Annotated in this window: 8 protein-coding genes; 5 read left to right on the forward strand and 3 right to left on the reverse strand. The window is 64.9% G+C overall.

What is annotated here, in order from left to right; all coding sequences use genetic code 11:
• Positions 1 to 2: 2 nt before the first annotated feature.
• Positions 3 to 2,075 carry a hydantoinase/oxoprolinase family protein gene (locus tag ABID26_RS17690; RefSeq protein WP_292303584.1) on the reverse strand — a complete coding sequence of 691 codons (2,073 nt, stop codon included), beginning with the start codon at positions 2,073 to 2,075 and terminating at the stop codon, positions 3 to 5.
• A gap of 221 nt (positions 2,076 to 2,296) precedes the next feature.
• Here ABID26_RS17690 and ABID26_RS17695 point away from each other — a divergent pair, with 221 nt between their 5' ends.
• The 5 genes from ABID26_RS17695 (at position 2,297) to ABID26_RS17715 (ending at position 9,475) form a co-directional block, all read left to right on the forward strand.
• Positions 2,297 to 3,124 (forward strand): ferredoxin--NADP reductase, encoded by an 828-nt coding sequence (locus ABID26_RS17695; protein WP_126096696.1) that lies wholly within the window; start codon positions 2,297 to 2,299, stop codon positions 3,122 to 3,124.
• Positions 3,125 to 3,559: 435 nt separating this feature from the next.
• A complete protein-coding gene (gene deoC, locus ABID26_RS17700) occupies positions 3,560 to 4,615 on the forward strand; it encodes a deoxyribose-phosphate aldolase (RefSeq protein WP_126096695.1) in 1,056 nt (351 codons plus the stop codon).
• A 167-nt stretch (positions 4,616 to 4,782) separates the two neighbouring features.
• A complete protein-coding gene (locus ABID26_RS17705; protein WP_126096694.1) occupies positions 4,783 to 7,158 on the forward strand; it encodes an aldehyde dehydrogenase family protein in 2,376 nt (791 codons plus the stop codon).
• Positions 7,159 to 7,649: 491 nt separating this feature from the next.
• Entirely contained in the window at positions 7,650 to 8,381 is a 732-nt protein-coding gene (locus ABID26_RS17710; protein WP_126096693.1) for an SDR family oxidoreductase, read from the forward strand.
• A gap of 248 nt (positions 8,382 to 8,629) precedes the next feature.
• Complete coding sequence (locus ABID26_RS17715) at positions 8,630 to 9,475, forward strand: fumarylacetoacetate hydrolase family protein (protein ID WP_126096692.1); 846 nt, start codon at positions 8,630 to 8,632, stop codon at positions 9,473 to 9,475.
• Between the two features lie 204 nt (positions 9,476 to 9,679).
• Here ABID26_RS17715 and ABID26_RS17720 read toward each other — a convergent pair whose 3' ends face one another.
• Together ABID26_RS17720 and ABID26_RS17725 are read right to left on the reverse strand one after the other, a co-directional pair.
• Positions 9,680 to 10,678 (reverse strand): ABC transporter ATP-binding protein, encoded by a 999-nt coding sequence (locus tag ABID26_RS17720; protein WP_126096691.1) that lies wholly within the window; start codon positions 10,676 to 10,678, stop codon positions 9,680 to 9,682.
• 15 nt (positions 10,679 to 10,693) lie between these two features.
• Entirely contained in the window at positions 10,694 to 11,749 is a 1,056-nt protein-coding gene (locus ABID26_RS17725; protein WP_126096690.1) for a Gfo/Idh/MocA family protein, read from the reverse strand.
• Between the last annotated feature and the right edge of the window lies 1 nt (position 11,750).

An 11,750-nucleotide genomic window follows, 5' to 3' on the forward strand; every position in this document is an offset into this window, starting at 1 on the left:
GTTCAGGCCTCGCCGATGTCGATGATGATGTTGCCGTCGGCGTCCGATCGCGCCCGGTCGCCGGGTTCGAGCACCGTGGTGGCGTCCATCTGTTCGAGGATCGCCGGCCCCTCTACTGTTGCGTCGAGTGGCAGTTTTTCGCGAGAGTAGACTGGCGTGTCGTGCCAGCTGCCGTGATACCAGACCGGCCGGATTTCGCGCAGCGCCTCCTCGAGCGTCGCCGCGCGCCCTGCCGGGTCGATCAGCCGCGATAGGTCGATCTGCGGCCGCACCCCGGTGACCGAGGTGTTGAGGTTGACGAGATTGGCGCGGATCTCCGGCAGCTCTACCTTGAAGCGAGCGAAATAGGCCTTTTCGAACAGAAGCTGCAGCGTTTCTCGTGAAACCGAGGACGACGGCAGCGGCACGTTGATGATGTGCGTCTGGCCGACGAACTGCATGTCGGCCGAATGGGTGACGCGGATCGCGTTCGGCTTCACCGCTTCCTTGGCGATCAGCGCCTCGCCTTCATTCCGGTGGCGTTCCAATACCTCGCGAAGCTTTGTTTCGTCGAGACCTGCGACCGGCTGGTTGATTGTGTTGACGAAGTCATGCCGCAAATCGGCGACGACGCAGCCGAGCGCGTTGGTGATGCCCGGGCGCGCCGGCACCAGCACCCTGGGCAGGCCGAGCTCGCGAGCGAGCGCCGTCGCGTGCAGCGGCCCGGCGCCGCCGAAGGCGAACAGCGCGAAGTCGCGCGGGTCGTGGCCGCGCGACACCGAAACCATGCGGATGGCGCCCGCCATCTTCATGTTGGCGAGTCTCAGCACCGCGCCCGCCGCCTCGACGCCGGAAAGGCCGGTGCGCTCGCCGATCTTGTCCTCGAAGATCGCGGTTACCCGCTCGACAGTGACAGGGTGGTCGACGGCGAGCAGCTTCTTCGGCGCCAACCGGCCCAGCACCAGATTGGCGTCGGTGATGGTCGGATCCGTGCCGCCGCGCCCGTAGCAGATCGGGCCGGGATTGGCGCCGGCGCTTTCCGGGCCGATCTGGATCAGCCCGGCCGCGTCGACGCGCGCGATCGAGCCGCCGCCGGCGCCGACGGTGTGTACGGCCACCATCGGCACATGGATCGGCATCGCATACTCGATCTCGATCTCGTTCGACACGGCGGGCTCGGCATTGCGGATCAGCGCCACGTCGGTCGAGGTGCCGCCCATGTCGTAGGTGACGAGGTTGCCGAAGCCGGCGCGCTTTCCCGTATAGGCGGCGGCGATCACGCCCGACGCCGGGCCGGACATCACGGTCTTCGCCGATTCCAGCGTGACGAAGCGGGCCGAGATCATGCCGCCATTGCCGTTCATGATCAGGAAGTCGCGGGCATAGCCCTTGGCCGCCAGCTCCTTGCGCAGCCGCTCGACATAGCGCTCCAGGATAGGCTGCACCGAGGCGTTGACCGAAGCCGTCACGCCGCGCTCGAACTCGCGCGCCTCCGAAAGCAGCGCATGGCCGGTGGTGATGTGGCCGTTCGGCCAGAGCTCCGCCGCAATCTCGGCCGCGCGCCGCTCGTGCGAAGGGTTGGCATAGGAATGCAGGAAATGGATGACGAGCGATTCGCAGCCGGCGTCGAGCAGCTTCTTCACCGCATAGCGCATCTCGGTCTCGTCGAGCGCCACGCGCACCGCGCCGGACGCCTCGACCCGCTCCGACACTTCGAGCCTGAGATCCCGCGGAATGACCGGCACGAAGGTGCCCGTCATACCATAGGCCTGCGGCCGCGTTCGCCGGCCAAGCTCGATCACGTCGCGGAAGCCGCGGGTGGTGATCATGCCGGTTCGTGCCAGCCGGCGCTCCAGCACCGCGTTGGTGGTGGTCGTCGTTCCGTGCACGATGAGGTCGATGCCGTCGACCGGAAAGCCGGTGGCGCCAAGCGCGGCCACCACGCCAAAGGCCTGATTTTCCACCGTGGTTGGCGTCTTGGCGATATGCACCTTGCCGCCCGCCTTGCCGTCGATCAAGAGCAGGTCGGTGAAGGTTCCGCCGACATCGATGCCGGCAACGACGCTTCCCGCCGACGCCGAAAATTTCTCATTCATTGCCGAAACCCGAAATGCCAGGACTACGGATATGCCTCGGTTTGGAAAGGCGTTTTACGCCGCCATCTTGACCTGAAGATCATTTGTATACTAATAAATTCCCGACACAAGAGCTTACCGCTTGGCAGTGTGCAAAGGGCGCGCCGGAACCTGATCGTTCGGGCGCGCAAGAGAAAGTTTGGCGCCAGCGCCTTTGAGCATGGCCCGGAAAGTTGGGTTTGATGAACACGACATCCGCGTTGAATATTGCCGGCGCCAGGCCGCTGCAGTTCCCGATCCCGGCCAATGTCTATGCCGAGACCGTGGTGTCGGTGAAGCACTACACCGATCGTCTGTTCTCGTTCCGCATCACCCGCCCGCAGTCGCTGCGCTTCCGCTCCGGCGAGTTCGTCATGATCGGCCTGCCCAATGCCGAGAAGCCGATCTTCCGCGCCTATTCGGTCGCGAGCCCGGCCTGGGACGACGAGCTCGAATTCTTCTCGATCAAGGTGCCGGATGGTCCGCTGACCTCCGAGCTGCAGAAGATTCAGGTCGGCGACACCGTCATCATGCGCCAGAAGTCGACCGGCACGCTGGTGCTGGACGCGCTGACGCCCGCCAAGCGCGTCTTCATGATCTCGACCGGCACCGGCATCGCGCCCTTCGCCAGCCTGCTGCGCGATCCCGACACCTATGAAAAATTCGACCAGGTCATCCTCACCCACACCTGCCGCGACAATGCCGAGCTCACCTACGGCCAGGAATTGGTGGCGGCACTCGAGACCGACCCGCTGATCGGCGAGCTGACCGGCGGCCGCGTCACGCTCTACAATTCGACCACGCGGGAAGAGTCGGCGCGCATGGGCCGCATCACCGCGCTGATCGGCTCCGGCAAGTTCTATTCCGATCTCGGCATCGACAAGCTCAACCCCGAGACCGACCGCATCATGATCTGCGGCTCGATGCACATGCTGAAGGACGTCAAGGAACTCGCCGAAAGCCTCGGCTTCCAGGAAGGCTCGCTCAGCCATCCGGCCACCTTCGTCGTCGAGCGCGCCTTTGTCGGCTGAGGCGCGCCGCAGCCGCCAGCTCTGTTGGAGGCGTCTGAGATTAGCGACGACATTCGAGCTTCGTCATTCTAGGGCGGAGCAAGGAGCGGAGCGACGCGCGCAGACCCTAGAATCCATTCCGCGATGCTAAGGTGTTGCAGCGGTTACAGAATTCTGCGCCGTTGCGCTCTGCGGCTGAGGTCACGGAATGGATACTCGGGTCAAGCCCGAGTATGACGAAGGGATGGCGCTTCGGCCAATCTCCAACGCCGGGAGCGCCCACTCAGTATGATGTTTTGACCGTACGGTCAAAAATCTGCTGCCTGAGCGGCCTTTTTCCGCTATGACCCTTTGAAAGACTCGTGAAGCGTCGCTTCACGGGCTATCTTCATGCGCGTCGCCCGAACGACAGCATGAAGGCATAAGGCGCACGTCGCTGAAATGAAAGGGCAGGAGATGAGCAGCACCATCCGCGAGGCCGGCGCAGGCGCCGGTGCGTCCAAGGTTATGCCGCTGCCGGCGCGCGCCGCCGCGAACACGTCGATGCCGCTGGAGCACGGCATTGCCCGCAACCCCGGCATGAAGCTCGATCTCGGCTTCCTGGAATCGATGCGCAGCGTCAACCGCTCGGCGCTTGAGCGCCGTGTCGCCACGCTCACCAAGCGGCGCTCGATCAAGGCCGACAACCAGGCTGCCTGGCTGCTGCGGGCGATTGCCTGCATGGACCTCACCACGCTGAACTCCAACGACACCGACGAGCGCGTGCGCCGGCTCTGCGCCAAGGCGATCAACCCGCTGCGCAAGGATATTCTCGAGGGGCTCGGCATCGCCGGCGAAACCATCCGTCCGGCGGCGGTCTGCGTCTACCATCCCTTCGTCGCTACCGCGGTCGACGCGGTGCGCGGCACGGGCATCCATGTCGCCGCCGTGTCCACTGCATTCCCGCATGGGCTTGCGCCGCTCTCGACCCGCCTGCAGGAGATCGAGGCTTCGGTGCGTGGCGGCGCCGACGAGATCGACGTCGTCATCCCGCGCGGCCTGGTTTACGGCGCCAGATGGCGCGAGCTGTTCAACGAGATCGTCGCCATGCGCGCGGCCTGCGGCGATGCCCATCTCAAGGTCATTCTCGGCACCGGCGACCTCGCCACGCTGCGCAACGTCATGCTCGCCTCCATGGTGGCGATGATGGCGGGCGCCGATTTCATAAAAACCTCCACCGGCAAGGAAAGCGTCAACGCCACGCTTCCGGTCGGCCTCGCCATGGTGCGCGCCATCCGCGCCTATTTCGAGGAGACCGGCTATCTGATCGGTTTCAAGCCGGCCGGCGGCATTTCGACCGCAAAGGTTTCTCTCGACTGGCTGGTGCTGATGAAGGAAGAGCTCGGCCGGCCCTGGCTCGAGCCGGAGTTGTTCCGCTTCGGCGCCTCCAGCCTGCTCACAGACATCGAACGCCAGTTAGAGCACCACCTGACCGGCCATTATTCGGCCAACCACCGCCACGCGATGGCTTGAGCTCCCACCCTCCCCCTTGTGGGGAGGGTCGCCGCAAAGCGGCGGGGTGGGGGTCGAAGAATCAGATCAGCCTGACCAATGCACCAAACCATTAGCCATTTTCCCCCACCCCGATCGGCTCTGCCGATCGACCCTCCCCACAAGGGGGAGGGTAAAGGAGGCGCCCCATGAACATCCTCGAACGCTATCACGCCATGGAATACGGCCCGGCGCCGGAAGCCCGCAACGAGGCCGATGCCTGGTTGGCCTCGCGCGATTTCGCAAAAGCGCTGTTCATCGACGGCGCCTGGAAGGCGGCGGCAAACGGCAAGACTTTCGACACCAGCGAGCCGTCCTCCGGCAAGCTGCTCGCCAAGATCTCGGATGCGGGCGCCGCCGACATCGACGCCGCGGTTACGGCCGCCGCCAAGGCGCTGCCGAAATGGTCGGCGACTTCGGGCTATCAACGCGCGAAAGTGCTTTACGCCATCGGCCGCGCCATGCAGCGCCACCAGCGCCTGTTCGCCGTGCTGGAATCGATCGACAACGGCAAGCCGATCCGCGAGAGCCGCGACATCGACGTGCCGTTGGCCATCCGTCACTTCATCCACCATGCCGGCTGGGCGCAGACGCTCGAAAAGGATTTTCCCGATCACAAGCCGGTCGGCGTCGTCGGCCAGGTCATTCCGTGGAATTTCCCGCTGCTGATGCTGGCCTGGAAGATCGCGCCGGCGCTCGCCGCCGGCTGCACGGTGGTGCTGAAGCCGGCCGAGTTCACCCCGCTCACCGCCATCCTCTTTGCCGAGATCTGCGAACGCGCAGGGGTGCCGAAAGGCGTCGTCAACATCGTCCAGGGCGGGCCTGAGGCGGGTGCCGCCATCGTCAATCATCCGGGCGTCCAGAAGATCGCCTTCACCGGCTCTTCCGAGGTCGGCAAGATCATCCGCAAGGCAACCGCAGGATCGGGCAAGAAGCTTTCGCTGGAGCTCGGCGGCAAGTCGGCCTTCGTCGTTTTCGAGGACGCCGATCTCGACAGCGCGGTCGAGGGGCTGGTCGACGGCATCTGGTTCAACCAGGGCCAGGTGTGCTGCGCCGGCTCGCGGCTGCTGGTGCAGGAGGGCATCGCCGAGGCCTTCATCGCCAAGGTCAAGGTCAGGATGAGCCGGCTGCGCGTCGGCAGCCCGCTCGACAAGAACACCGATATCGGCCCGCTGGTCGACCGTACCCAGCTCGATCGCGTCAGGGGTCTGATCGCCGAGGGCGCGAAGCAGGGCGCTGTCTGCTGGCAGCCGGACGCCGCCCTGCCGACGACAGGCTACTATCACTTGCCGACGCTGGCGACTTCTGTTGCGCCGGCTAATATCCTGGCGCAGGAGGAGGTGTTCGGACCGGTGCTGGCGACGATGAGCTTCCGCAATACCGAGGAAGCGATCGAACTTGCCAACAACACGCGCTACGGCCTCGCCGCCTCGGTGTGGAGCGAGAACATCAACCTCGCTTTGCATGTAGCGCCGCAGCTGAAGGCCGGCGTGGTGTGGGTCAACGGCACCAATATGTTCGACGCCGCCTGCGGCTTCGGCGGCTATCGCGAAAGCGGCTTCGGCCGCGAAGGCGGGCGCGAGGGCATGTTCGAATATCTTGCAGCAAAGCTGCCCGTCGGGCCGGCCATCAAGCCGACGGCGGCCAGCTCCGCTCAGCCGGTTGAGCAGGCCGACGGCGCGTCCATCGACCGCACGGCCAAGCTGTTCATCGGCGGCAAGCAGGTGCGGCCGGACGGCAACTACTCGCTCGCCGTCGCGACCGCCAAGGGCAAGCTCGCCGGCGAAGCCGGGCTCGGCAACCGCAAGGACATCCGCGATGCAGTTTCTGCTGCCCGCGCGTGCAAGGCCTGGCCGGACGCGACGACCTTCAACCGCAGCCAGGTGCTCTACTATTTCGCGGAAAACCTGTCCGGCCGCGCCGATGAATTTGCCGCGCGTCTCGTTGAGCTCACCGGCGTCACCGCCAAGGCCGCGCGGGAGGAAGTGGACCTCTCCATCGAGCGGCTGTTCCTCTATGCCGGCCTCACCGACAAGTTCGAGGGCCGCGTCCACCAGCCCCCGGCTCGCGTCGTCACGCTGGCGCTGCATGAGCCGGTGGGCGTCGTCGGGATCGTCGCGCCGGACAATCAGCCGCTGCTCGGTTTCGTCTCGCTGGTGGCGCCGGCGCTCGCCATGGGCAACACCGTGGTGGCCGTCCCGTCCGAACGCTATCCGCTTTTAGCCACCGACCTCTACCAGGTGATCGAATATTCCGACATTCCGGCCGGCGCCATCAACATCGTCACCGGCCGCAGCGCCGAGCTTGCCGGCGTGCTGGCCAAGCATGATGACGTCGACGGGCTCTGGGTGTTCGCCGATGCCGAAACCTGCGCCAAGGCGGAGGCCGACTCCATCGGCAACCTCAAGCGCGTCTGGACCGGCAATGGCCGCAGCCTCGACTGGACCTCGAGCGAAGCCGCTGGCGAGGCATTGCTCCGCCGCGCCATCGAGGTCAAGAACGTCTGGGTGCCTTACGGCGACTGAATTCGCGACACCCGATGGTCGCGTTTGCCGCAGGCTTTGCGGGCTTCAGGCGAGCCGCTTCAAGCCAACGACAGTTTCGAGCTTGTGGTGGGGATGGCCAAACTGCCGAGGTTCGCGCCGCCCCTCATTGCCCTGCCGGGCATCCTCTCCCCGTATAGTGACGGGGAGAAAGGGCTGACCGCAGCGCTAGCTCCCTTCTTGCAACGCCAGCGATTGGCGAAACCGACGATGGGAGCGCCCCTCTCCCCGTCACTATACGGGGAGAGGATGCCGGCAGGCAGGTGAGGGGCGGCGCCTGAACTCGGAAAGGGGCGGCGGGGCAAATTCGAAACCCGAAGCGATTGCCTGTTCCAGGCTTGACGCGTCGTCACGTGTTCTTTAACCAGAAAAAACAATTGGCCTGGCAATAATCAGTCAGGCGGCAGGCTCGCCTGGCACATTGCATCCCGTCCGGCCGTCAGTAAGAAAGCTTGCAATACCAGGAGGGAACAATGGCGGATCTGGCTGGCAAGGTGGTCGTCGTCACCGCGGCGGCGCAGGGTATCGGGCGCGCGAGCGCGCTGGCCTTCGCCAAAGCGGGCGCCACCGTTCATGCCACCGACATCAACGAGCAGCTTTTGGCTGAACTGGGCAAGACACCCGGCATCAAGACCCGCAAGCTCGACGTGCTCAACGATGCGGCCGTCACCTCGGCTTTCGCCCAGATCGGCCCGGTCGATGTGCTGTTCAATTGCGCCGGCTTCGTCCATGCGGGCTCGATCCTCGAAATGACGGATGCCGATCTCGACTTCGCTTTGAATCTCAATGTCCGCTCGATGATCCGCACCATCCGCGCCGTGCTGCCCGGCATGCTGGAGCGCGGCGACGGCTCGATCATCAACATGGCGTCACTGGCGAGCTCGCAGAAAGGTGTGCCGAACCGCTTCGTCTACGGCCTGACCAAGGCGGCGGTCGTCGGCCTCACCAAGGCAGTCGCGGCCGACTATGTCGCCAAAGGCATCCGCTGCAACGCCATCTGCCCGGGTACCGTCGAGAGCCCGTCGCTGCAGGACCGCATGCACGCGCAGGGCGACTACGAAGCGGCGCGTGCGGCCTTCATCGCCCGCCAGCCGATGGGAAGGCTTGGCACGCCTGAGGAGATCGCCGATCTCGCCGTCTATCTGGCTGGCGCGACCTATACGTCGGGACAGGCCTACAATATCGACGGCGGCTGGTCGATCTGACGTCCGTTCGGAAAGATCGCGGCGGTTCGGGACGTGTTGGCGGGCGAACAGGAAGATCGGATCGGGCCTCCGCGTTTGTCGGAAGCATCGATCAGTCTGAAAAAATCCTGCCTCCCGGCCGCTGACGCGGTGTCTGTGCTTGCCGCAGGCAAGGTCGGTGGGTACGGTCCGCCCGATTTTCGCATGAGCCGTCGTCGCGGCGGAGAGTTTTGCAAAACGGCCTTTGGCCGCAAGGTGGAGAACTAAAGATGAAGTTGCTGCGCTATGGCGAGGTGGGGAGCGAACGTCCCGGCCTGCTCGATCAGGATGGCACGATCCGCGACCTTTCGGCTTACGTTGCCGACATCGCCGGCACGACGCTCCATCCGGCGTCGCTGGAGATGCTCTCGAAGCTCGATCCGAAATCGCTGCCGGCAGTTTCCGGTAGCCCACGCATCGGCGCCTGCGTCGCCGGCACGGGCAAATTCATCTGCATCGGCCTCAACTATTCCGACCACGCCGCCGAGACCGGCGCCACCGTGCCGCCGGAGCCGATCATCTTCATGAAGGCAAGCTCGGCCATCGTCGGGCCGGACGACGACGTGCTCATCCCGCGCGGTTCGGTCAAGACCGACTGGGAAGTCGAGCTCGGCGTCGTCATCGGCAAGACGGCGAAGTACGTCAGCGAGGACGATGCGCTGGATTATGTTGCCGGCTATTGCGTCGCGCATGACGTGTCCGAGCGCGCCTTCCAGGCCGAGCGCCAGGGCCAGTGGACCAAGGGCAAGTCCTGCGACACGTTCGGCCCGATCGGCCCCTGGCTGGTGACCAAGGACGAGATCGCCGACCCGCAGAACCTCAAGATGTGGCTGACCGTCAACGGCAGGACCATGCAGAACGGCTCGACCAAGACCATGGTCTACGGCGTCAAATATCTGGTCTCCTATCTCAGCCAGTTCATGTCGCTGCAGCCTGGCGACATCATCTCCACCGGCACCCCGCCCGGCGTAGGGCTGGGCATGAAGCCGCCGGTGTTCCTGAAGCCCGGCGACGTCGTCGAGCTCGGCATCGAAGGCATGGGCCAGCAGAAGCAGACGTTCAAGGCGGACGAGTAGGGCCGACTCCCCCTTCTCCCCTTGTGGGAGAAGGTGGCCGCGAAGCGGCCGGATGAGGGGTGTTGGACGGAGTGAGGCGTCGCAGACTTAAGCGCTTGAGATCCTTTAATTTTCTGATGTCGCGTTCTGTCGCGCACCCCTCATCCGTCTCGGCGCTGCGCGCCGATCCACCTTCTCCCACAAGGGGAGAAGGGGAAGCCGGCGCTACTTCAACACCTTCCCATCCACCCCAAACCTATACGTCTTCGCCGGATCCGGTGTCGCATAGAGCGTGGCGCCCGGCTCGGCATTGTAGACGCCGAAGATGCGCACCGTCAGCATCCCTGCCTTCTCGCAGTCGAGATAGAGGTTGGTGTCGGCGCCGAGATGCTCGGCGTGCACCACCGTGCCCTTCCAGGCGCCGGATTTGGCATCGACGGTCAGATGTTCCGGCCGCACGCCGACGGTCTTGGCCGTCTCGCCCAGCTTGGCGCCGTCGATGAAGTTCATCTTCGGCGAGCCGATGAAGCCGGCGACGAAATCATTGGCCGGCGAATTGTAGAGCTCCATCGGGCTGCCGATCTGCTCGATCCGCCCCGCATTGAGCACGACGATCTTGTCGGCCAGCGTCATCGCCTCGACCTGGTCGTGGGTGACGTAGATCATCGTCGCCTTCAGCCGCCGGTGCAGCTGTGCGATCTCCAGACGGGTGTTGACGCGCAGCGCCGCGTCGAGGTTCGACAGCGGCTCGTCGAAGAGAAAGAGCTTCGGCTCGCGCACCACGGCGCGGCCGATGGCAACGCGCTGGCGCTGGCCGCCCGAAAGCTCCGCCGGACGCCGCTCGAGATAGGGCTCGAGCGACAGCATGGCGGAGGCGATCTTGATGCGGCGGTCGATCTCGGCCGAAGGCGTTCCGGCCTGCTTCAGGCCGAGCCCCATGTTGTTCTTCACCGTCAGGTGCGGATAGAGCGCGTAGGTCTGGAACACCATGGCGATGCCGCGTTTTGCGGGCGGCGTGACCGAGACATCGTCGCCGTCGATCAGCACGCGGCCTGAGGTCGAATCCTCCAGGCCGGCGATGACCCTGAGCAGCGTCGACTTTCCGCAGCCGGACGGGCCGACGAAGACGACGAACTCGCCGTCGTTGACCTCGAGGTCGATGCCCTTCAGCACCTCGACCGGCCCAAAAGCCTTCTTCACATTCTCGATGTTCAGCGAGCCCACGGCTTCGTCCTTGTTCTAGAGTTTGATTGGGGCGCCGGTGCGCACGCTCTCGTCGGCGGCTAGGCACACGGCGAGCGATTTCACCGCGTCGTCCATGTGGCGGGTCAGATCGATGTCCTCGCGGATGGCCTTGAGCAGGAAGGCCTGTTCGAGGTCGCAGAGCTCCTGGTGGCCGGGCTCGCCTTCCATCGACAGCAGCTCGTCCTCCTTGGCGAACTTGCCATCCGCTCCGGTCGCGGCGCTGTGCAGGCGGATGGTCGAGGTCTTGGTGTGGGTGTCGATGTCGTCGGACTTCACGCCCTCCTTCATCACGATCGACACGCAGCCGTTTGGAGACATCACGTCCTTCACGAAGAAGGCGGTCTCCGAGATCATCGGACCCCAGCCGGCCTCGTACCAGCCGACCGAGCCGTCCTCGAACAGCACCTGCAGATGGCCGTAATTGTACATCGAGGGCGCGATCTCATCGGATAGCCGCACGCCCATGCCGCGCACCTCGACGGGTCTCGCATCGGTGATCTGCAGCATCACGTCGAGATAATGCACGCCGCAGTCGACGATCGGCGAGGTCGTCTGCATCAGCTGCTTGTGCGTCCCCCAGCTGTGGCCGGAGGACTGCTGGTTGAGGTTCATGCGGAAGACGTAGGGGCCGCCGAGCTTGCGCGCCTCGGCGATCAGCCGCATCCAGGACGGATGGTGGCGCAGGATGTAGCCGATCACCAGTTTTTTGCCGTTGGCCTTGGCCGCGTCGACGACGCGTTTTGCGTCGGCAACCGTCGTTGCCAGCGGCTTCTCGACAAAGACATGGCAGCCGGCCTCGAACGCCCGCACCGCGTAGTCGGCATGGCTGTCGGAATAGGTGGCGATCGCAGCGACGTCGGGTTTCTCGTCGCGCAGCGCATCCTCGAAGGAGCGCCTGATGCCGTATCCGGCAAGCCCGTCCGGCAGCGGCACATCCGAGCGATTGATCAAAGCCGCGATCTCGAAGCCCGGATTGTTGTGATAGGCCAGCGCATGGCTGCGGCCCATATTGCCGAGGCCGGCGACGACGACGCGAAGGGATTTAGCCATT

Source organism: Mesorhizobium shonense, assembly GCF_040545255.1.
In the GTDB taxonomy this organism is placed as follows: Bacteria; Pseudomonadota; Alphaproteobacteria; order Rhizobiales; family Rhizobiaceae; genus Mesorhizobium; species Mesorhizobium shonense.

Coding starts and splice junctions, on each gene's coding strand:
- ABID26_RS17690 (WP_292303584.1), bottom strand. CDS start 2,075: ATGAATGAGAAATTTTCGGCGTCGGCGGGAAGCGTCGTTGCCGGCATC.
- ABID26_RS17695 (WP_126096696.1), top strand. CDS start 2,297: ATGAACACGACATCCGCGTTGAATATTGCCGGCGCCAGGCCGCTGCAG.
- deoC (WP_126096695.1), top strand. CDS start 3,560: ATGAGCAGCACCATCCGCGAGGCCGGCGCAGGCGCCGGTGCGTCCAAG.
- ABID26_RS17705 (WP_126096694.1), top strand. CDS start 4,783: ATGAACATCCTCGAACGCTATCACGCCATGGAATACGGCCCGGCGCCG.
- ABID26_RS17710 (WP_126096693.1), top strand. CDS start 7,650: ATGGCGGATCTGGCTGGCAAGGTGGTCGTCGTCACCGCGGCGGCGCAG.
- ABID26_RS17715 (WP_126096692.1), top strand. CDS start 8,630: ATGAAGTTGCTGCGCTATGGCGAGGTGGGGAGCGAACGTCCCGGCCTG.
- ABID26_RS17725 (WP_126096690.1), bottom strand. CDS start 11,749: ATGGCTAAATCCCTTCGCGTCGTCGTCGCCGGCCTCGGCAATATGGGC.